Origin of the sequence: Acetobacter ghanensis (assembly GCF_001499675.1) — a bacterium.
Lineage (GTDB): Bacteria > Pseudomonadota > Alphaproteobacteria > Acetobacterales > Acetobacteraceae > Acetobacter > Acetobacter ghanensis.
Genome location: NZ_LN609302.1, coordinates 2,224,251 through 2,246,221, shown reverse-complemented (window position 1 = coordinate 2,246,221; position 21,971 = coordinate 2,224,251). Strand labels below are relative to the sequence as shown.

18 protein-coding genes, 1 tRNA gene and 1 riboswitch are annotated in these 21,971 nt (G+C 54.3%); of the genes, 9 read left to right on the top strand and 10 right to left on the bottom strand.

The features are described 5' to 3' along the window. Positions 1-163 precede the first annotated feature (163 nt). Positions 164-253 (top strand) — tRNA-Ser (locus tag AGA_RS10490). A 1,388-nt stretch (positions 254-1,641) separates the two neighbouring features. Here the strand turns inward: AGA_RS10490 and AGA_RS10480 are convergent. The 8 genes from AGA_RS10480 to AGA_RS10445 form a co-directional block, all read right to left on the bottom strand. Further along, positions 1,642-2,331, bottom strand: coding sequence for a Fe2+-dependent dioxygenase (locus AGA_RS10480; RefSeq protein WP_059024257.1), 690 nt, complete (start codon positions 2,329-2,331; stop codon positions 1,642-1,644). A 102-nt stretch (positions 2,332-2,433) separates the two neighbouring features. After that, positions 2,434-3,186: a tetratricopeptide repeat protein gene (locus tag AGA_RS10475; protein WP_059024256.1), complete on the bottom strand. Its 753-nt coding sequence runs from the start codon at positions 3,184-3,186 to the stop codon at positions 2,434-2,436. A gap of 45 nt (positions 3,187-3,231) precedes the next feature. Further along, positions 3,232-5,613, bottom strand: coding sequence for a TonB-dependent receptor (locus AGA_RS10470; protein WP_059024255.1), 2,382 nt, complete (start codon positions 5,611-5,613; stop codon positions 3,232-3,234). Positions 5,614-6,230: 617 nt separating this feature from the next. Then, complete coding sequence (locus AGA_RS10465) at positions 6,231-7,550, bottom strand: outer membrane beta-barrel protein (RefSeq protein WP_059024254.1); 1,320 nt, start codon at positions 7,548-7,550, stop codon at positions 6,231-6,233. Positions 7,551-7,761: 211 nt separating this feature from the next. Continuing rightward, the gene (locus AGA_RS10460) at positions 7,762-8,313 is read right to left on the bottom strand and encodes a flavodoxin family protein (RefSeq protein WP_059024253.1); all 552 of its coding nucleotides are present in this window, start codon (positions 8,311-8,313) and stop codon (positions 7,762-7,764) included. A gap of 202 nt (positions 8,314-8,515) precedes the next feature. Beyond that, on the bottom strand, positions 8,516-9,154 hold the full coding sequence (gene petA / locus AGA_RS10455; protein ID WP_059024252.1) for a ubiquinol-cytochrome c reductase iron-sulfur subunit: 639 nt from the start codon (positions 9,152-9,154) through the stop codon (positions 8,516-8,518). A gap of 23 nt (positions 9,155-9,177) precedes the next feature. Continuing rightward, the gene (locus AGA_RS10450; protein ID WP_059024251.1) at positions 9,178-9,954 is read right to left on the bottom strand and encodes a cytochrome c1; all 777 of its coding nucleotides are present in this window, start codon (positions 9,952-9,954) and stop codon (positions 9,178-9,180) included. After that, a complete protein-coding gene (locus AGA_RS10445) occupies positions 9,954-11,195 on the bottom strand; it encodes a cytochrome b (protein WP_059024250.1) in 1,242 nt (413 codons plus the stop codon). The genes AGA_RS10450 and AGA_RS10445 overlap by 1 nt, the downstream gene beginning before the upstream one ends. A gap of 330 nt (positions 11,196-11,525) precedes the next feature. Then, a riboswitch (FMN riboswitch) is annotated at positions 11,526-11,673 on the top strand. 119 nt (positions 11,674-11,792) lie between these two features. Here AGA_RS10445 and ribD point away from each other — a divergent pair. From ribD to AGA_RS14490, 8 genes are all read left to right on the top strand, one after another. Further along, the gene (gene ribD / locus AGA_RS10440; RefSeq protein ID WP_231945789.1) at positions 11,793-12,845 is read left to right on the top strand and encodes a bifunctional diaminohydroxyphosphoribosylaminopyrimidine deaminase/5-amino-6-(5-phosphoribosylamino)uracil reductase RibD; all 1,053 of its coding nucleotides are present in this window, start codon (positions 11,793-11,795) and stop codon (positions 12,843-12,845) included. Beyond that, positions 12,827-13,429, top strand: a complete 603-nt coding sequence (locus tag AGA_RS10435) for a riboflavin synthase (RefSeq protein WP_059024249.1) — start codon at positions 12,827-12,829, stop codon at positions 13,427-13,429. Before ribD ends, AGA_RS10435 begins: the two co-directional genes overlap by 19 nt. Continuing rightward, on the top strand, positions 13,414-14,754 hold the full coding sequence (ribB, locus tag AGA_RS10430) for a 3,4-dihydroxy-2-butanone-4-phosphate synthase (RefSeq protein WP_083503619.1): 1,341 nt from the start codon (positions 13,414-13,416) through the stop codon (positions 14,752-14,754). Before AGA_RS10435 ends, ribB begins: the two co-directional genes overlap by 16 nt. Positions 14,755-14,796: 42 nt before the next feature. Next, positions 14,797-15,285: a 6,7-dimethyl-8-ribityllumazine synthase gene (gene ribH / locus AGA_RS10425; RefSeq protein ID WP_059024247.1), complete on the top strand. Its 489-nt coding sequence runs from the start codon at positions 14,797-14,799 to the stop codon at positions 15,283-15,285. Positions 15,286-15,338: 53 nt separating this feature from the next. Beyond that, positions 15,339-16,349 carry a lysylphosphatidylglycerol synthase domain-containing protein gene (locus AGA_RS10420; protein ID WP_059024246.1) on the top strand — a complete coding sequence of 337 codons (1,011 nt, stop codon included), beginning with the start codon at positions 15,339-15,341 and terminating at the stop codon, positions 16,347-16,349. Positions 16,350-16,458: 109 nt separating this feature from the next. Continuing rightward, positions 16,459-19,053 (top strand): MMPL family transporter, encoded by a 2,595-nt coding sequence (locus AGA_RS10415; protein WP_059024245.1) that lies wholly within the window; start codon positions 16,459-16,461, stop codon positions 19,051-19,053. Between the two features lie 181 nt (positions 19,054-19,234). Then, positions 19,235-19,822 (top strand): hypothetical protein, encoded by a 588-nt coding sequence (locus AGA_RS10410; protein ID WP_059024244.1) that lies wholly within the window; start codon positions 19,235-19,237, stop codon positions 19,820-19,822. Then, positions 19,819-20,247, top strand: coding sequence for a 2OG-Fe(II) oxygenase (locus AGA_RS14490; protein ID WP_083503618.1), 429 nt, complete (start codon positions 19,819-19,821; stop codon positions 20,245-20,247). The genes AGA_RS10410 and AGA_RS14490 overlap by 4 nt, the downstream gene beginning before the upstream one ends. Positions 20,248-20,341: 94 nt before the next feature. On the opposite strand, the gene AGA_RS10400 is transcribed toward AGA_RS14490, so the two are convergent. Then, positions 20,342-21,601, bottom strand: coding sequence for an NAD(P)/FAD-dependent oxidoreductase (locus tag AGA_RS10400; RefSeq protein WP_059024242.1), 1,260 nt, complete (start codon positions 21,599-21,601; stop codon positions 20,342-20,344). Positions 21,602-21,708: 107 nt separating this feature from the next. After that, complete coding sequence (locus AGA_RS10395; protein ID WP_059024829.1) at positions 21,709-21,945, bottom strand: DUF3297 family protein; 237 nt, start codon at positions 21,943-21,945, stop codon at positions 21,709-21,711. Positions 21,946-21,971: the final 26 nt, after the last annotated feature.

Sequence of the window (21,971 nt, the reverse complement as noted above, 5' to 3'; positions counted from 1 at the left end):
CATTCCACGTTGCCCGCACCGGTCTCCGTTTGGATTTTGTTGCTATGACGCCACTTGCAACTAGGTGGCAAAAGCAGCTTTTGGGCTGGAGTTGAGCAGGGCTGTGTGAAGAATGGATGAATGCTTGCGTAATTGCCCAAGCACACCTATAACGCATCTCCACGGAGAGGTGCCAGAGCGGTCGAATGGGGCGGTCTCGAAAACCGTTGTGCGAGCAATCGTACCGAGGGTTCGAATCCCTCCCTCTCCGCCACACAACCTAAGAGGTTGATTTTTCAGAACAAAATTTTTGGCGTCCCACTGTGTGATAAACAGAACGGACAGCCGATGCCTCAAGCTTTCCTCAATATGCCGCTTAAATGATGAGGCGGGAAATGTGCTCGAGTGCTGCAATGGCAGCTGTCTGGCGGTGTGGATGGGTAATGTCAGTCCAAGGGTAAGGGCTTATCGTCTGCGAAGCCGTAGTCTGGCAGGTTGCATTTTTAATGAGTGTCGTATCATTCATGAATGCTATGCACCCGGGTAATAAGACAAAATGCGTAATGCTTGTATCAATTTACTGAACATGAGGGAATTGATCTAACCAACAGCATTCACCAGAATCGGAATGCCGTGGGTTGTAAGGTTTCATCATGTCGGTCGCGTCTAAGGCCGCATTGGCGGGAAAAGAATATATTTAGAATAAATTCCTTACCTATTGGATCAGTCTAAAAAAGAGATCGGGGCGTCATTTTATGCTGTGGTGGGATGCTGGGTTCGGTTTCTTTGTAAATTTCAACGGGAACTTGTTTGTTAAAATATAAATCATATTATTCTGTATCGCTATTTCATAATTTTCTAATATTTGTACAGAATATTACAGTCATCATGGATGGAGGCCAGAGTTGTGTTGGCTTGGCGCGCGGATAGTTTGCTTCTGGGAGGCTGCCCCAGATTGGTGGTTCTTCCGGGACAACGGCGGGCGTTATGAGCACAGTTTTGCCGATGCGTTCGATATCTCATCTTACAATCGGTTTTATGGTTCCATCCCATTCCAGATTGGGTCGGATATTATCCGCATCATCAGTAATCTTCCCACAGCTGCCCCTGCAAAAAACACGGTTGCATAAATCAGAATATTCCTAATTTTCAGACCGTATGAAGACATTCGCACATACCCTTCTAAAATTCCTGACGACGCCAGCATAGTACACACTAATAAATTTTATCGAGAAACAAACTTCTGTGCGCAATCAGTCAAATCTTTCGGCCTTTTTGGGTGATGGTTAGCCATTCTCTAGGCTTTAGAAAATGATCTCGCCGGGAGGGGGGCTCAATACTCAAAGAAATATTGGATTATACGAGAGATATTTTTCGAATTGAATGAGATATTAAAAATAAAAAATTCATACGAATATAATTCATATATGAGAGTTTTGTTGCTGGTGTATTTTTTTTGTGCCCTCATGCTGTTTTATATATTTGGTCATGATTTATTTATATTGTAAGATATTTCTTTTTTATTCTGTGAAGGGAATTGTTGGCAGGCAGAACAGTAACCCAGTTGTTAGGGATTGTCATGTGTTCATCTAAAGGCGGAGTGAAGGCCCGTTTATTGGTTAGTCATACTAGGAGCCGTCAAACACTGCTGGTAACGGACTATTATAGAAGGCACCATTGGCGCATCATATTATGATAAATGTTGGTCAAGGAGAGAACCGCTGGGTCCTCATCTCCCAGCCGATCGCGCAAAGATGTGACCTGTATGTCCAGATCAAACATGATCTGTCTTCTGCTTTCTTCCGCAATCATTGACTGAGACCAGAAGAACGCTGCGAGCCGACTTCCTCGTGTTACTGGTGTAACGTTATGCAGCACAGTGGTTGAATACAACACCATGTCACCAGCAGGGAGTTTAATGGCCTGCTCATTCCCATTGGAATGAATGACCAGCTCGCCCCCATCGTATTCATCCGGATCTGAGAAAAAGAGTGTGGAAGAAACATCAGTTCGAATACGTGTATGAACCTCTCCAGCCCAAATGCCGCGAATAGCGTTGTCAACATGAGCACCAAAACTCATCCCGTTTTCATATCGGTTGAACAGGGGAGGGCTAACCCGGTAAGGGAGCACAGCACTGTTGAATATGGCATTGCGCCCGAGTGCGCGTAATACGATCTGCCCCAACTCAAGGCAGGGTTTGGAATTTCTAGGTAGCTGCAAGTTATTTTTGACTTTTGCGGACTGTTGCCCTGCTGTTTCTCGCCCATCGCCCCACTGTGCATTGATGAGGGTTGTCCGGCAGTAAGCTAGTTCATCAGGCGTGAGTAAAGCGGGAATGTGTACTAACATGTTTCTATCCTGACGAGGCGATGTTGTTCATTTATACTGGTGAGGACAGGCTAAAGAGGGATGAAATGCCATCCAGAACACCAAGATGTTCTTAAACTCGTTTTATTCGTCGTATTTTTTGGTTTCGGTGTTCTGAATAGTTTGTAATCGCTCTTTTATCTCTAATAGAAGGAGATGAGCCCTAGGGTGGTCAAAAGTAGATAAAGTATGCTGCATGGCCAACAGAATGTCTGACGTTGCATCTGGTAGGGCTTGCTGCCACCAATCCAGAGCTTCTGGCAGTTGCCCACGCTCGGCCAGAATAGTCGCGTAGTTATGGCAACCACGATAGTCACCTTTTTCCGCAGAGCGACGATACCACTCAAAAGCCGTGGTCTGATTTTTTTTGACCACCCAACCTTCTTCATAAAAGCGGGCCATAATGTTCATGGACTTGGCATGTCCATTATGAGCGCCGATCTGAAAAAGCTGGAACGCCTTTGCTAAATTACGCGCCATACCCAGCCCGCGCATATGCAGAATGGCCAGATTATAACGGCCCCATTCATCTCCTGCGGCTGCGGCCTTTGCGTAATAATCAGCCGCTTCAGGCAGGTTTTCTTCAACGCCCCACCCAAAGTGGTAACAACGTCCGAGCATATTGAGGGCTGGTCCATAACCCGTTTGGGCGGCTATGGAAAACCACGAGAAAGCCTGTGCCGGGTCTGAAGGTACAAAAACGCTGTTAAGCAGGATTTTGCCCCACAGAACCTGTTCCAGAAGGTGGCCGTTAGCCGCCTTCTGGTAGATGGCCTGCACATGGTCCGGCAATGGGGGAGGGGCCGGACGTTTTTTTTGCGTTCTTCTGCCTATCATGCGACCCAGAAAGGAAGTGTGTCTGCCCATCAAGATGCCGTTTCGTTAATAGGATGCCGCCAGATTGAACAGGAAGGCCCGGCCAATGGAGGGCGTTACACGGTTGGAAAACAGGTTGCCGTAGTTCAGGCGGTTGGCAAGGTTGTAGCCGTTCATGCTCACTTTCCAATGGTCATCGAAGTGGTGGGATACAACAGCATCAAACTCTACGTTGGCAGGAACACGTGCGGTATTGGCAGTATCCAGAAACACACCTTCACGCCACGTTACGCCGCCGCCAAATAGCAGGTTATAGGCTTTTTTGGGCGCAATTTCATAAGTGGTCCAGACTGTCGCCTGATTGCGCGGCACATACTGCACCTGCTTGCCAATATCGGCAGCGGTGCCGCCTGTGGTCAGGCTGTCGTAGCGCGCATAGGTCGCGATCATGTTCCAGTTTTTTACAATCTGACCGGAGACGCTGAGCTCAATACCCTGGTTGCGTTGCGTATCACCCGAGGAGCTTACGCTCCCAGTGCTTGGGTCCGTGAGCAGCGAGTTCCCTTTTTCCAGACGGAAGATGGATGCGGTAAAGCCAATTCGGTCATGGAATGCAGAGTATTTTGCACCGAGCTCATAAAGTCTGCTGCGTTCTGGGGCAAATTTCTGATTTTTTGGGGTCAGGGGTTCCGAACTATTGGCAACATATAGGCCCAATGGTGTGGTGGATTCCGCCCAGTTGAAATAGACCATGGTATGATCATTGGGCGTATACATCAGACTGACGTTGGGGTTGAACGTATCCTGCTTTTGCCCAAGGTGCGTGTCTGCGGTTGAGGTGTCGCCCCCTGTGGCATTGTAATGACTGTCCCAGTGGTCCCAGCGGAACCCTGCTTTGACAGAGAACCAAGGGGTAAACCAGACTTGGTCAGAAAGGAAAGCGCCTACATCCGTTGCATCCCCTGTTTTCCACTCCTTCTTCCCAACGCCATTAGGCATGTTGGTGAGATTGCTGGAGCATTCTCCTGCGCCGCAAAGGACAAGGCCAGGAACATACATGGAGGGGTTAAGCAGGCTGGTGCCGGGGCGTGTGCTGGCATAAGCATAATTACGGCGGCGGTCGTAAATGTGTTCAATATCCACGCCACCAATAATTTGGTGCTTGATTTTTCCAGTGTTAAAATTGGCGACAACAGAAGCAACGTTCTGAACAGACCAGTCATTCTGCTGGTAAGGGTTAGGGCCACCCAGCCCGCCATTGCGCGAGACCATTGCGCTGGCCGGGTTAGACGAGAAAAAGGCATTGGTGCAGGCCGTCCCGCAGGCTTCCTGCGATGCTGAGTAATACCGACTGTAAAGACCACCCCGCGTATCGTTATAAACAGTCACATGTTTGTTGACTTCCCAGTGCAGGCGGCCTGTTAGCATGTCTGTTGAGGTGTCGTCCTGATCATAGGTGGTGCCATACCAGTTGGTGCGCTTAACGCCGTATTCCGTTACAGGTTTGCCATATGCCGTGCCGGGTTTGGTTACAACGGGCACACCATAATCAGGAATTCTGTTATCGGTCTGATGGAAGTATTCCAAAGTGTAGTTAACTTTTTTTCCAAGACCGAAAATAATGGATGGCGCAATACCCCAGCGGTGAGAGTAAATATAATCTCGCCCCACGACGTTGTTTTCATTCCCCATGGCTGTCAGGCGGACAGCAATGGTGTCTGTAATCTTATGATTGAAGTCCAGAGTGCCGCGATAATACGCACCACTTCCGCCAGAAAAGCTGGCATTAACATGGTTGCCTGCAAAAGGAGTTTTGGTTGAAATGTTGATGGCGCCGCCCGTAGTGCCATTACCGAAAACCTGAGAGGATGGACCTTTGATGACAGTGATATGGTCGTAATCAAAACTGTCTCTTGTATAAACACCAAAGTCCCGAAGCCCATTTTCGTAAATATCGTTCTGAGCCGCAAAGCCACGGATCAGAAACTGATCCCCCGACATCCCACCTTCGCCCTCACCGACCGAGGCGGTAATGCCCGGTACGTTTTTAAGAGCTTCATCCAGAGATTTTACATTCTGCTGTTGCATCAGAATTTGGGGGACCACGTTAATGGTCTGCGGTGTGTGCAACACATCGTCCTGCATACGGCTAAAGCCGATGGAGGAACGCAGGGTGTTCATGGGGGAGGCGACAACAGTCCATTGTTCGACTTCGGTACCATCTTTTTTTCTAATGGTTTCTGGCCCCTTGCCTTTGGCATTGGCAAGGCTGGCCCGCCCCTCGGTATTGGCTTGTTTGCTGGTGTTTTCTGTATCATGCCTATGTTTGATGGGGTCCTGCTGTGGCTGAGTTTCATCAGCTAATGCGGGTAAAATGTTGCAGCTCATGGCCAAGCCAACCGCTAAAGGAGCCGGGTTAAGATAACGACGGATAGGATAGGTGCCCATGTCAAACTGGCCTGCAATAAATGATTATGATTCGCAGTTGCGTCATTAGGTGTAAATACGAATCATTAGCAATACCAAAACTGAGTGGCAGTTATGCAAACCAAGTATAAAATTTTTTTAACATTATGAATTTTCGATATTTCTAGAGAATTAGTGCGGGAAATGGGGGTGTTGTAAAAAAGATACATTGTGTCGGGTTTATTTTATTGCCTGTATTTGCGTTGGATGAAGGCGGCCAAACACAGCGCTGTCTCTGCGGCCAAGAAGGGCAGATTACACCGGCAAGTTTGCATTGAACGAGGGAAGGAGGCCGCTTTACTGTTGCCTTGGGAGTGAGTGCTGCTTCTGGCGGTGAGCGATACAGACTACTCTCTTATTGCACACATAAAAGAGCAGAGCATTAGGTGGAAACGCATTCCATCAATCATGAAAATGTAAAAAATAAAGCTGAAGATAAGACGTTTGTTAACGAAGAGAGGAAAATTTTATTGGTAAGTCAGGAACTGGAGAAATGTCAGAATGCAACACGTTCCTGTTTTCCTAAGGGCACCTTTGCCTAGGGTGTTGCAAGGGTGCCCGTATGGCTGATTTAAAAACTGCCGAAAGTAACTGGGTAGTCAGAATCCAATAACCGCATCGCCACCAAAAGTGAACATCCCGTTGTTACGACCACCATTGAAGGGTGACGTGTCGTTAAGCGAACGGTCAAAGCGGATTTCTGGGCGGAGTTGGAAGACACGAACATGGTGCCCAAGGTCTGGGCGGTAAGCGACGTTGAGGGACAGAGCGCCATACGTGGTGCCATGCCCACCGGGACCGGCCATAAGGGTAGAGGGGGAACGCCCGGCAATAGCATTCATGTAAGAATTATTGCCAATAAAGGTGCCGACCATCATGTTGTTATTGTCACGATAGATTTCACCACGATAGTTGAAGGTGAAGTCCTTGTTGATCTTATAGCTCAGGAAGGAGACAAAGCTCTCCGCATCGGCTCCAGCAAACTGGCCGCGGGCTCCAATGCCCCGGATGCCCTCATCATGCAGATAGTTGAATTCAGCCGTCAGGCTCAGGTCGTCATTAACCTGATATGTGGCGTTGATGTCGTTCCAGAAGCGTTGGGCATGGTTGGCTTCGTAATGACCCACACTCTGCCAGACATTTTCCGGCCCGACACGGCTGAGTTCGACAATGCGGAGTTTGCCGCCAGCCAGATTGTTCAGATTGAAGCCAAAATACCCGGCAGGTGCATTGTTGTTGTCCGAACTACCAAAAGTTGTCTGGTTACCAGTATCAATGCCGAATGTAATATCCAGCATGGGGGTGACGTGCCAGTTGAACATGGCCCCCACATGCTGGAAGGGTACGGAATATTCAGACGTGTAAGCCAGCGTGTAGAAGGCGCGGGATGCGGGGTCTAACCCTTCCACGCCCATAGGGGCTTGGAGAATACCGGCCTGCATGTCCAGCCCGCCAGATGTCAGCCACGGCAGGTGCACATCAACATGCGCTTGAGCAGGAATAAGCTGGTAGCGGGCCTTCCATTCCTGATCAGATATGCCAACCAGATGGTAGTACCGCGCATCGGAACCATAGAGGCCTTCCAGCGTGAAGCCGATCTGATACGTGTTTTTGCTGGCATCAATGGCTTTGGAGAGTGTGAACTCTGCCTGATTCAGCTGGACCTGATTGGCGTGGTCGGCCAGAAAGTCACCAAAGTTGTAGCCGGGGTTGGGCCGGGCCGGGTTGGCCATAATGCCGCCTTCAATCTGCCCGGTCAGGGTAACGTCTGACAGCCAGTGAGACAGGTCTGAGCCGCCGCTTGAAAAAGTGGAAAAAGGGTGAACCTGCGCTTTGGCTGATTTGATGGGCGCTCCCGCCAGAATGGAAGCAACGCTGAGAGCAAAAGCAATACCTGATTGTTTTTTGGACAGATTCATTGCTGAGATTCCTGCACGGTTTTTATGCTTATATGTGCTGCCAAGGTGGTTGACGAGGGCGGGGCTTAATGTTCCGGAATCAAAATAAAACAAAATATAAAAAGGCGGGCATCACAGTTACGTGAAACCCGCCCAATCTGATGTCTATATATTTGGAATATTGATGTATTTGGGAATAATTTTGTGCGTTATAACAGTAAAGAGGAACGTTTTATGCAAAGCGTTCCGTAATTTCAGCTATGCGCACACCGAATGCAGTTGCCGTGTCCAGTCCGCCTTGTGGAATTTCGTCCACGCTGGCGTCAGACGGGCTTTGCACCAGTAGGCCAGTGGAGCCACCCAGTGCATTCAGGTCCGTGTTTTTTGCGGCTTTTGTGTTGGAAGGCAGCATGCCAAGGCTGATCCAGATACCCCCGTGCTGCCCTGCCAGAGTTTGCATCCATGTCAGGGTCACACCCTTGTCGCCAGCCGGGCTTGCGCTGTTGGTAAAGCCTGCAAACAGTTTGTTCTGCCAGCCGCGCATGAACCAGATTTTGGAGGAGGCGTCGGCGAATTTTTTGAACTGCCAGCTGGCACCTCCCATATAGGTAGGCGCGCCAAAGACAATGGTTTTGGCTTCTGCCAGTGCATCCCATGCACTTTCTGGCACATCGCCATTTTCATCAATGGCAATCAACGTTGCTCTGGCCCCTTGGGCAAGATGTTCTGCCACTTTGCGTGTGTGGCCATAACCTGAGTGATAGACAACAACAATGCCGGACATATCAACTGTTCCCTGTGTATGAAGCCGGACTGGATGGCCGGTTTTATGCCCGGAGCATGGCGTAGTCTGTTGTGGTTGATAAGTTGCTTTTGGGCAAAAGCATTTCACACTGGAAGTGTGAGGTCCTGTGCGCAGTAAGGTGGATTTGTTGTAAAAAAAACCTGCCAGAGTGGGGTCTGGCAGGTTGGGAAGTCATGCAGCGTTAGATCTGCTCAATGGTGGAAAAGTCGAATGTCTCGCCCTTGGGGTTTTCGCCCAGCCGGATAACCGTGGCGGAGGGCATGGAGTAAGGGGGAACGGGCAGGTTGTACGGTGCGGGAGCACCTTTTTGCACGCGCCCTGCCAGATCGAATTTGGAGCCGTGGCAGGGGCAGCCATATCCGCCAGAGGCTTCCGGCCCGCTACCCTGCGGGGGTGTGTAGGACGGTACGCAGCCCAGATGGGTACAGATGCCAACATACACACCGTATTCCGGCGCTACGGAGCGATGCCAGTTGCGGGCATAGCCGGGCTGCTGGTTGGCGCTGGAATCAGCATCCTTAAGCTGTGCAGTCAGGCTGGCGTTTTGCAGGCTTGCCAGTTCCTCCGGCGTGCGGCGGATAATAAAAACAGGTTTGCCCTGCCATACGGCCACCATCTGCTGGCCCGGAGCAAGGCGGGAAATATCCACATCAACGGGGAGGTGGGCAGCAGCACTGTCTTGTGGTTGTAGGCTTTCCACAAATGGAATGGCGCAGGCAGCCATGCCTGTGACCGTGCCAGCCGTGGTGACCATACCCAGAAAGTCACGGCGGCCGGGGGCCTGTTCGGGAGCTGGTGTTGTGTCAGTCTCGCGTGTCATGATTTGTACGTGCTTTCTGTTCTTTACTGCGTTTTCAGGCGTTTCCAGATTTTGCGCTTCCATGCAATGGCCAGCACCAGCAATACGGCCAGATAAGCCATAACGGCCTTGCCAATGCTATGGCGCTCATTGCGGTGCGGATCGGACGCCCAGACCAGAAAAGTTGTAATGTCGCGCGCCTGTTGTTCCACCGTAGCCGGTGTACCATCAGGATACTGGATCATACCATTCATAAGGGGCGGGGGCATGCCAATCATGTGCCCTGTGGCCCAGTCATTATAAAATTTGCCCGGCACGATGGGCGCATCGGCTGGCGGCGGCATACGGTAGCCGGTCAGAAAAGCGTAGAGCCAGTCAGCCCCGCCGGGGTGTGTCATTGCCAGTCGGGACTGGTCGGGTGGGGCCACGCCTCCCATCATGGCAGCAGCGGCGGCATCGCTGGGGAAAGGGGAGTGCAGATGGTCGTCCGGCAGGCCGGGGCGCATGGTTGGGCGGCCTGCGGCATCGGGCGCATCGGCCTGAGGCTTGGCTTTGGCTGTTTCCGCAATCTGCTGTTGGGTCAGCCCAATTCCGGCCAGATCGTTATAGGACACATCGCGCATACCGTGGCACGTGGAGCAGACGCGCTGGAAAACCAGAAAACCCCGTTGCAGACTGCCCTGATCATAATGCCCTAAGGGGCCATCAAAACTCCATGCCTGATGAGGCGGCGCCTTGTCCGGCTCGCTGGCTAGCGCCACACCGGAAAACCCAAGGGAGGCCAGCAGGCCAAAGGCGGGAAGAAAGAATGAACCCCGCATCAGTGGTCTCCCTGAGTGGCGGCAATGGAGGAGGGGAGAGGCAATGTTTTTTCCTTGCGGGAGGCAAGGGGGAGCAGGACGATAAAGTAGCTGAAGTAATAAATACCCGCCAGACGCGCCACAATCAGCCACCCACCCTGTGCATGGTGCTTACCGGCAGCAGCAAGCAGGATAAATGCAGCCACCAGCCCAAACAGGCCAATACGGCACAGAGGCCGAAAGCGCATGGAACGCACGGGGGAACGGTCCAGCCACGGGAGGGCAAAGAGGATGAGCAGAGACGCAGCAGAAGCCAGCAGCCCCCCGAATTTGGAAGGGACAGACTGGAGCAGGCCGTAAAAAGGTAGGAAATACCATTCCGGCTCAATATCCGCCGGTGTGTGCATAGGGTCTGCTGGCGTGTAATTGTCTGCCTCAATCAGCACGTTGGGCCAGAAAAACATCAGAGCGGCAAACACCATGGCAAACAGAATAAGCCCGACCAGATCCTTGCTGATGTAATAGGGGTAAAAAGGGACCGTATCTTTGGGCGAACGTGGCTCAATACCCAACGGGTTGTTGGAACCGCAGACATGCACAATGGTAACGTGAATCCCGACAACGCCGACAACCAGAAATGCCAGCAGGAAGTGCAGCACAAAAAAGCGGTGCAGGAACACATCGCCCAGATGGTCCCCCCCTTCCATAATGTGCTCAAGTGCTGGACCAATACCGGGTACGGCACCCACGGCCTTGGTAATCACATCCGCCCCCCAGTAGGACATCTGGCCCCAGGGCAGCATGTAACCGGCAAAAGCGGTGGCCATAACCATAACCAGCAGCACAAGGCCGGTCAGCCACAGCAGTTCACGCGGGGCTTTGTAGGAGCCGTAGTACAGGCCACGGAACAGGTGCACATATAGCGCAGCCAAAAACAGGTTGGCCCCGGTCATGTGCATGGCCCGCAGCAGCCACCCCCCGGCAAGCTGCCGGTCTATGGCTTCGACCGAAAGAAAGGCCCCCGCATTAGTGGGGGTGTAGTTCATGGCCAGAAAAATGCCGGTCGCCAGCATAAGCAGCAGCACAACCGTAAGAATGGCGCCAAAATTCCACAATCCGTTCAGATTTCGGGGAAGGCGGAAGTCAATGTATTCAGCCCGGAAGGTGGAAATAACAGGCAGGCGTGCCTCCACCCAGCCGGCAAGGCCGGTCATGGCGGGGGAGGTCTGGGGGGCTTTGGTTGCCGGGTCTGGCTGGGTCATGGCTGGTCCATGGAGGCTGATGTCATTCCAACATACAATGGGAACACAACGGGATGAAAGGCGCAGAGGGCGTGCAAGGGAAACCTGCCTGAGTCTGGGTTGTAGCAAGGAGAGCACTGCCGGTTATCCGGCTTTGCTTCCAAATTATCTGCCCCCTCTCATAACAGTGCCGGAATGTTAGGCAAGGGGGGACGGGGTCGGTCAGGGTCTGTTTGTGCTCAGCTATCAGGTGCGCTCACATGAGCCATAACAAGAAGTGAAGCGTTTTGCCCTTGCAACCCGTGGGTGTTACCCCCATCATGTTGAGAAGCAGCCGCAGTTGTGCGGGTGCGACGTTCTCAGGGCAGGGTGTAATTCCCTACCGGCGGTAAAGAGGCAGTGCGCTGCCTCAAGCCCGCGAGCGCCTGCTTCGGCAGGGTCAGCAGATCCGGTGCAATTCCGGGGCCGACGGTCACAGTCCGGATGAAAGAGAACGGAAAAAGAGAGACTCGTTTCTTGTCCGTCACGCCGGAGTCCCGGTGGATGCAAGGAGCGGGCACCCCTCTTTGACGCCCTGAGTCCGTCTGTAACGAGCAGGTATGGACAGAAGAGAGCAGGGTGAACAGCATTCCACAATCCTTCTCCCACCCGGTGCCGGAGTGTGTTGGCGCGGCGTTTGATCTGGCCGTGTCCGAGGCATGGCGGTTTGTCGGGCAGACAGCGCCTAACCCGGCTGTTGGGTGTGTTCTGCTGGACGCGCAGGGGAATGTGCTGGTCATTGCGGCACATCATCGGGCGGGAGAACTACATGCAGAGCGCCTTGCCGTAGAGCAGGCGCGTGCTCTGGGTGTGGTGGACCGGGTGCATACTGCCGTGGTCACGCTGGAACCCTGTAACCATACAGGCCGCACACCGCCCTGCACGCAGGCTCTGCTGTCCACTCCCGTGCAAACAATATGGATTGGCTGCGCCGACCCTAACCCGCATGTGCAGGGCGGTGGGGCTGCATATCTGCAAGGTCAGGGGCGAACCGTCCGCTGGCTTGCTCACGCGCCCAATGGGGGCCTGTGGGCTACGCGGTGCCGTGCGCTGCTGGCTCCATTTGCATGGCGTATGACGCATGGACGGCCGTGGATTACGGTCAAACAGGCGGTTAATGCGCAGGGCTCCATGGTGCCACCTGCTGGCTGCACAACCTTTACAACCCCGCAATCTCTCCATTTTGCTCATGCCCTGCGGCGCGTAACCGATGGCATTGTTACAGGTACAGGCACAGTCCGGGCGGACCTGCCGGGCTTTACCGTAAGGCATGTGCCAGACCACCCCGACCGGCGGCGTGTGCTTGTGGTGTGTGGGGCGCAACGCAACGTGCCAGCCCATTGGCTGGCACAGGCAGAGCAGCGTTTTGACGTTCTGTTCTGCCCCGATTGCAAGGAACTGCCCGCCCTGCTGACCAGCACGCCAGCCTTGTGGGTTATGGTAGAGGCTGGCCCCGCTCTGCTGCGCGCCATGTATACGCAAGGGCTGTGGGATGACTGGCTGACCATCCGGCAGGATGCACAGGGCAGCGACCATTTTTCTGTTTCAACCCGACACGACATCTCCCCCCTTTCTCTTTTTCCAGAATGGGCACGATGCACGCAGGAGCAGGCATGTTTTCCGGTATTATAGAATCTCTCGGTCAGGTCCTTAAGGCGGAGCAGGGCGCGCAGTCCCTGATGCTGGAAGTGGAGACCGGGCTTACGGATGTGGCGGAGGGGGAGAGTATAGCCGTTAATGGCGTGTGCCTGACCGCGGTTGCTCCGGCGCAGGATGGGCCTGTCCGCTTTTTTGTGAGCAGCGAGACTCTGGACCGCACCATGCTGGGCCGCCTTAAGGCGGGGGCACGGGTTAATCTGGAACGTGCGGTCACACCATCCACCCGCTTGTCCGGCCATATTGTGCAGGGGCATGTGGACGGACTGGCCCGGTTTGTTGGCGCGTCTCCATCGGGGGAGGCCCGGCGGGTTGAGTTTGATGTGCTAGCCGAACTGCGCCGCTACATGGTGGAAAAAGGCTCGGTCGCGCTGGACGGGATCAGCCTGACCCTGAACGAGGTCGGCGCGGTGCATGACGGTGTGTTCCGCATCGCCCTCATGATTATTCCCCATACATGGGACCATACCACGCTGGGCACACTCAGTGTGGGGGATGCCGTGAATGTGGAAGTGGATATCATTGCAAAATATGTGGAGGCACAATGTCAGGCAAAATGACAGAGGGGCAGACAGTGTCCCCCCAGCCTTCGGACCGTTTGTTGCGTGCGGTCAATGCCGTACGGGCAGGCCGTATGGTTGTGATGGTGGATGATGAAGACCGCGAAAACGAGGGCGACCTTGTCATGGCGGCCGAGTTTATGACCCCGCAGGCCATGAACTTCATGATCACCCATGCCCGTGGTCTGGTGTGTCTGCCGCTTACTGCCGAGCGGATTGCGCAACTGGAATTGCCCATGATGGTGCGCCAGAGCGACAACACCGCGCAATATGGCACCGCGTTCACAGTCTCCATTGAGGCGCGAGAAGGTGTCAGTACTGGCATTTCCGCAGCGGATCGTGCTCAGACGGTGCGTGTCGCCACGGCAGATGGTGCCTGCGCGGCAGATATTGCTACGCCGGGCCACATATTCCCTTTGCGGGCGGACCCCGGTGGCGTGCTGGCGCGTATTGGCCATACAGAGGGGTCCATTGACCTGTTGCGTTTGGCTGGCCTCAAGCCCGCCGCCGTGATCTGCGAAATTCTGAATGAGGACGGCACAATGGCCCGCCGCCCGCAGTTGGATGTGTTCGCCCGGCAGCATGACATGCCCATTATCTCCATTGCGGAACTGGCCGAGTGGATTGCAGCGCACGGGCTAACCCCGCTGGAACAGCAGGCCCAGCCCGCAGCAGGTGCCACGCAGGAAAAGCCGGTGCCCGATCTGGCCGAGGCGGCGCTGCCCAGTGTTTATGGCGGGGATGATCTGGTCATCCATGCGTTTAAGGATGACAACGGTGTTGAGCACGTGGCTCTGGTCAAAGGGGATGTTAGCCCCACGGGGCCAGTGCCGTTGGTGCGCCTGCATTCAGAGTGTGTCACGGGGGATGCGCTGGGGTCCTTGCGGTGTGACTGTGGCTCCCAGCTTCAGGCGGCGTTGCGCGCCATTGGGCAGGCCGAGTGTGGCGTGCTGGTTTATGTGCGTGGGCATGAGGGGCGCGGTATTGGCCTTGTGAACAAGATCCGGGCTTACGAGCTACAGGATGCAGGGCTGGATACGGTAGAGGCCAACCACAGGCTTGGTTTTGCCACCGATGCGCGAGACTGGCGGGCTGCGGCTGGTATTCTGCGTAGCCTTGGTGTGGGGCAACTCGACCTGCTGACCAACAACCCGGACAAGGTTCGTGCCTTGGAGAGCCGGGGGTTTGTGGTGCGGAAAAGACTCGGGCTGGAAATTCCGGCCAATACGTTCAACCGCGCTTACCTTCAGGCCAAGCGCAAGCGCATGGGCCACCACCTGAGTTGCGATGCCGTAGCACCGGCTGCACAGTCTGTTCCGGCCTGAATTTTTGTTAAAAAGACGCGTTTATTAAGGATAACAGGACTTATGGGTACACGTTCCCCCGTCAATTTGCCTGACCTCAAGGCTCTTTCTCCCGCTCCCCGTCTGGCGCTGGTTGTTAGCCGATTTAATGAAACTGTAACGGGTGGCCTGCGAGATGGCGCCTTGGCGTGGCTGGGTGAGCACGGCATCACCGTATCCGATGCCGATGTGTTTGCCGCACCGGGTGCGTTCGAAATGCCCCTGCTGGCGCAGGCGCTGGCCAAAAGCGGGCGCTACGAGGGCGTTATCTGCCTTGGTTGCGTGGTAAAAGGGGACACGGCCCATTTTGAATTTATCAGTCTGGGGGCGACCATTGGCATCATGCAGGCCAGCCTTGCCACGGAAGTGCCGGTCGCGTTTGGTATTCTAACCACCTATACGGAAGAACAGGCCACTGTGCGTTCTTCGGACGATGTGCATAATAAAGGGCGTGAAGCTGCGGCCGCGTGCGTGGAATCTCTTGCTCTCCTGCGCCAGATCAGGGAGGGATAAATAGAGTAACATGCCAGTGTAAGCGCAGCCTCTGGCATGGAAAGGGAGACCGCATGAAGCGCATCACTCTTGTGGCCGGTATTCTGGGGCTGGGCCTGACGTTGTGGATGTTGTCGCGCTTTGGCGTGCATGCCATTTTTGCGCTTGTCGTAACTGGCGGCTGGGGAATCCTTGCCGCCATTTTCTTTCACGGTATTCAGGTTTCCCTTTCCGCGCAGGCGTGGCGCATTATTGCCCGGCGGGACCTGCCTCCGCATCTGCCCCTGCGTGATTTTTTTATTCTGCGCTGCGTGCGGGAAGGGGTGAATAATCTGCTCCCCGTGGCGCAGGTCGGCGGGGAAGTTGTCTCCAGCCGCCTGCTGGGCCGCCGTGGTCTGGGTTTGCGCCGCGCCGCAGCGGCAACAATTTGTGACCTTACGATTGAACTGCTCAGTCAGGTGCTGTTCACCGTGGCGGGGCTGCTTTTGCTGCTGGTGCTGGTCCAGCGTTCTCCTGTGACGGACAGACTGCTGGAAAGCGCTCTGGTGCTGGCCATTATTGGCGTTGCCGTCTTTGCCAGCCAATGGCTTGGTGCTGTTGCCGTGGTGGAAAAACTGCTTGAGCGGATAGCCGCCCATCTAGGCTGGGGCGGGGTTGAGGGTATTCGCGGTATTCATCAGGAAGTGCTGGGGCTCTACAAGACCCGTGGCAATGCTGTGGCCTGCCTGCTTATTCAGTTTTCAGCGTGGGCGCTTGGTGCGGTGGAAGTGTGCCTGATCCTGCATTTTATGGGGCATGACTGCTCTCTGGCGACTGGCTTTGTGATTGAGGGCGTAGGGGAAGCCGCCAAATCCGCAGGCTTTGCCGTACCCGGTGCCTTGGGTGTGTCGGAAGGGGGCTATGTTGTGGTGGGTGGCCTGTTTGGCATTGCGCCCCCCGTTGCCATTGCGCTCTCACTCATCAAGCGGCTACGGGAAATTGCATGGGGTCTCCCCTCGCTTGTGCTGTGGCAGTGGCTGGAACACGCATGGGCCTCCCCCGGCAATGGGGCGGAAAAGTCCCATTTTCCTCACTCCGGGCGGTAAAAGAAGAGTGCTCTGCGTATATCGTCCCTTGCGTCGTGCGAAGCTGTTAGGCAAACCAAGGCGGTTTTGTGCCTGACGCCATGACTTTTCTAGGATCCTGTCGTTTATCATGCTCTTTGCATCCATAGGTCGATTTATCACCCTTTGTGCGCGCCATGCGTGGCTGGTCGTGGCACTTTTCTGCGTGCTGTCTGGCGCGGGCGTTTATGCGGGCATGACCCAGCTGGGCGTTACGACGGATACGAGCAAAATGCTCTCGCCCCGGCTGGAGTGGAAGCAGCGGTCCGATGAGATGGGGCGTCTGTTCCCACAGAAGGAGAACCTTCTGGTGGCCGTGGTGGAGGCTGACCTGCCGGAAGAAGGGCAGGAGACAGCGCGCCAACTGGCAGAACGGCTGAGTGCTGACCATCAGCACTTTTCCTTTGCCAACAGGCCAGATGCCAACCCGTACCTTGAGCGCAACGGGCTTATGTTTCTGGAGCCCAAGCCGCTGGCGGGTATTCTGAACGACACCATCGCCGCCCAGCCCTTTTTGTCCGCCCTTGCGCAGGACCCATCTGCACGGGGGCTGTTTGGCGCGCTCTCGCTTATTGCGGAGGGGGTCAAGACGGGGCAGGCTAATCTGGCTGGTTTTCAGGCTCCGCTTACCGGCTTTGCCAACACGTTGGAAAACGCGGCGAATGGCAAGGCGGACCTCATGTCCTGGCAGCGCTTGCTGGGTGGCCAGTTGTCTGACCTTGCAGGCCGTTACCAGTTTGTGATGACCAAGCCTATTCTGGACTATGGTTCCTTCCAGCCCGGTGGCGCGGCGGCGGATGCCATGCGGGAGGCCATAAAGTCTCTTGAATTTGTGCGGAATGGCCATGCCAAGGTGTATCTGACTGGTCAGGTGCAGCTTGATGACGAAGAGTTTGCAACCGTGGCCGAGGGCATGGTGGCTGGGCTTGTGGGCTCCCTGCTGCTGGTTACGCTATGGCTTACGCTTGCTGTGCGCTCATGGCGCGTGGTGTTGCCTATTGTTGTTACGCTGGTTGTGGGGCTGCTGCTGACCACGGGTTTTGCCGCTGTGGCCGTGGGCACGCTCAACCTTATTTCTGTCGCGTTTGCCATTCTGTTTGTGGGGATCGCGGTTGACTTTGCCATCCAGTTTTCTGTGAGGTTCCGGGCGCAAAGCCCTACGGCTACAGGTAAGGAGGGCATGTACGAAGCCCTGCGGATGACAGGGGAGGAAACCGGGCATCAGATTCTTGTTGCTTCGCTTGCCACTTCCGCGGGCTTTTTGGCGTTTACGCCCACCGCTTTTCTGGGCGTGGCCCAGTTGGGGCTGATTGCAGGCATTGGGATGCTGGTGGCGTTTGTCTGCACCACAACCTTGCTGCCCGCTCTGCTGCGCATCTGCCATCCGCCGCTTAACTGCCCCAGCATGGGGTATGCGTGGATGAAGCCTGTGGACGTTAAAATCCGGCATCATCGCAAATGGTTGCTGGCGTTCTTTGGTGTGGTTGCGGTTGTTGGGCTAGCACTTGTGCCCGCCCTGCAATTTGATGGAGACCCGCTCCATACTAAAAACCCCAATTCCGAAGGGATGCGGGCCCTTAGCCTGCTCATCAATAACCCGCAGACATCGCCTTACAGTGCGGAACTGCTGGTTAAGTCTCTGGATGAAGCGCAGAAGGAAGCAGACCGTCTGGACGAACTGCCGGATGTGCATGATGTGATGTGGCTCGGCTCTTATGTGCCTACGCAGCAGCCCGAAAAACTAGCCCTTATTCAGGATGCGGCCTCCATGTTGCTGCCAACCCTGATTGTACCGCACCCCAAACCGGCCCCGGATGCGGCAGCTCTGCGGGCATCTGCCGCCAGCACGGCCAAGGCTCTGGGCGAGGTGCAGGACAAGCTGCCGGCCAATGACCCGCTACGCCGGATTCAGGGTGCTCTTGCCCGTTTGGCGACTGCTCCAGATGAGACCATTCTGGCAGCCAACACGGCATTGGTACGCTTTTTGCCGCCAGAGCTGGCTCAGTTGCAGAACATGCTTCAGGCTGGTCCTGTTACCCTCCATGATGTGCCGCCGGTGATTGCAAACGACTACCTGCTGCCAGACGGTCGTGCCCTTGTGGAAGTGCATCCTAAAGGGGTGATGAGCAGCTCCGGTGCACTGCGCAAGTTTGTTGGTTCGTTGCAAAAGGTCGAGCCGAACATGGCTGGTACAGCCGTGGATATTGTGGAAAGCGCGCGCTCCATCGTGCGTGCGTTTGAACAGGCCGCCGGCGCCGCTGTGGTCATGATCGCCATTATCCTCATTATTGCTCTGCGCCGGATCAAGGATATGGCGCTTGTGCTTGCCCCCCTGCTGCTTTCCGCTCTGATGACGGTCATTCTGGTGGTGCTGCTGCCAGAGACCCTTAACTTTGCCAATATTATTGCGCTGCCATTGCTGCTTGGGGTTGGGGTTTCCTTTAACATCTATTTCGTCATGAACTGGCGGGATGGGGTGAAGTATCCGCTGGCTTCTCCTACCGCGCGGGCGGTGCTGTTTTCCGCGCTAACCACGGGCACGGCTTTTGGCTCTCTTGCCCTTTCTCATCATCCGGGTACGGCCAGCATGGGGCGGCTGCTTCTGCTTTCTCTGGCCTGCACGTTGTTGGGTACTCTGGTGTTTGTACCAGCCTTGTTGCCCAAGCGACCGGATGACGAGGTATAAGGCACTCTGCCAATTTTGGGGCGGCTGGGTCATCCAGCCGCCCTTTTTGCATTAAGAGGTCCAGATATTACTTTGAGATTTGCCATTGCATGGCTGGAATGCAGCGCATTGGGCGTGCATTGAGCCTCTATATTTTGCGATATAATGGGGAAATTCAGAAAAATATATTAGGACGATTTTTATGCGCGCGGGGTCTTATCTTCCCATATGGTATGGGCTTAATCAGGAAGATAATTTTTTTTCATCGGAAGATCAGATTGGGGTACCCGCCCTGCTATGCTTTGTGGGGAGTAGGTCTTTTGCAGAAGCAGAAAAATTCTGTCATTTTTTAAGGAATAAAAGCGCTTTTTTAAAAGAACAAAGCGCGTGCCTTATCGTGATGGTCAACCTGAATAATCAGGATCGTGGCTGCTATAATACGTTTTTTGATGGTTCTCCCACCATGGTTCTGGGGCTGGATAAAAATCCAGATTTTTTCAGCAACCATGATGTTCTTTTGACAGACAGAGCAAACAGAGTGGTGCAGGCTGTCAGCATAGATGACAGTAACTTGGCAGGCTGCTTTGACGCTCTAATCAATGCCCTGCGCGCTACGCAGACTCATGCGGAACGGGATGCGCCTGTTATATTTTCCCCCAACGTGTTTGACCGCAGCTTCTGCCAAACGCTTATGCACGAATTTGAAAATTCCGTGCAGACGGTTGGGGGTATGGCAAGCGTTGATAAAAATGGGAATGCTGTTTTTAAGGTCGATAAAAATAAAAAATAAGAACGGATTTTCTTGTTGAGGATAGTAATAGGTTAAAATCCTCAATTATTGACTGTATTGTTGATATCTGCCTGCCTGATCTGAAAAAAGCGTTTAATTTTGAAGCAGCTTTTGTCGATCGGATACTCATATCGCGTTATGATAGTTCGGGTGGATATTTTAGAAGACATAGGGACAATAACGCACCTGCTACCAAATTCAGGCAGTTCGCACTTTCGGTAAATCTCAATTCCGAGGATTTTGAAGGCGGGCAGCTTCGCTTTCCGGAATATAACGATAGGAAATATAAGCCGGAAACCGGATGTGGCGTTATTTTTTCCGCCTCCTTGCTGCATGAGGCAATGGATGTAACGCGGGGAAGCCGCTACTGCCTTTTAACATTTTTGCAGGGAAAACCCGCAGCGTTGGAAGCTGGCGGCGTGTAAGCCAGCGGAAGCATTCCCGCCTTTGCCTGAACATAAAAAAACCTCCCGCAGAACGGGGAGGTTTTTTGTAAGCAGTGCTCTGATGGCAAAAAGATCAGCTTTTGGTCCATTCAGGGTGGTGCGGCACTTCAATATCGCGCCCCTTCAGCATCATGTCCCAATAAACATGTGGGAAGACGGTGGTTTTAAGGAACCATGCAAACCGGCTGGGCTTGCGCTGGTCGTAGGGAAAGCTGGGAGCGGGCTTGCCACCGTAAAGGAACTCGGCCAGCACGATTTTGCCGTAGGATACAGTCAGCGGGCATGCGCCATATCCATCGTACTGCCCGGTAAGCGGACGGCCATCAAGCGAGGCCAGCACGTTTTGGGCAACAAGTGGGGTCTGTGCACGTGCGGCGGCCATGGTCTTGGCGTTGGAGGTGTTCATGACATCCCCAATGCCAAAAACAGTCGGGTATTTGGTATGCTGTAGCGTGGAGGCATTAACATCCAGCCAGCCAGCGGCATCCGCCAGCGGACTTTTCTTTACAAAGTCCGGTGCACTCTGGGGTGGTGTTACGTGGAGCATATCAAACTCCTTAACCACCTTGGTCACTTTGCCGTCCGGGCCGGTTACTGCAAACGTCGCCTTACGTTCGGGGCCATTGACCGCAACCAGGTTGTGTTTGTAGCGCAGGTTAATGCCGTAATAATCAACGGCCTGCTGGAGGGCCGGGCGGAAGTACGCCACACCAAACAGGGCATCACCGGCAAGGCAGAAGTCCACATTGGTGCGGTTGAGCGTGCCCTGTTTGCGCCAGTGGTCGGAGGCAAGGTAGGCAATTTTCTGCGGTGCGCCAGCGCATTTGATTGGCATGGGCGGCTGGGTGAACAGCGCTGTGCCACCAGCAAGGGACTGGATGCAGGTCCACGTATATTCCACCGTGTCCTTGGAGTAGTTGGAGCACACACCGTTGCGGCCCAGTGTTTCGCGCAGCCCTTCAATCTTGTCCCAGTCCAGTTGCAGGCCGGGGCAGACAATAAGGCGGTTGTATCCAACGGTGCGTCCGTCTTCCAGCGTTACGGTGTTGTCGTCAGGCTGGAAGGTGCTAACAGCGGCACGCAGCCATTTGCACCCTTTGGGAATAACGCCGCCTTCCTGTTCCAGCGTGTCACGCAGTTTCATGACCCCGGCGCCGACCAGCGTCCAGCCCGGCTGGTAAGCGTGTGTGGTCGCGGGGTCAATAATGGCAATGTCCAGTGTAGGGCGGTCGCGCAGCAGGCGTGCTGCAACGGCAATGCCAGCGGAGCCACCACCAACGATAACAATGGTGTGTTTCAGGTCGGGTTCCATGCTGGGTGCTGTTTGGGTCATGACGTGTGTTCCCTCTTGGTCTGCCTTGAATTATGCGTGACACTATTCCAAACACTGACAATTAAATAAAGTATTTAATTGTCAGTGTGCCATGCTTTGGCGGAAGGTCAGTCCTTAAGCCAAACTTCAACCGGGCCGTTGAGTTTCATGGTCAGGGGGTTGCCACGGCGGTCAACCGTCTTGCCAACGGCAACCCGCACCCAGCCTTCACTCACGCAATATTCTTCAACATTGGTTTTTTCCACGCCCTTAAAGCGCACGCCAACGCCGCGTTCGAGCAGGGATTCGTTGTAGAATTCGCTGTTGGGGTTAACGGAAAGGCGGTCAGGCATTGCATCGGACATAATCAATATTTCCTTGGTCAGGGTGG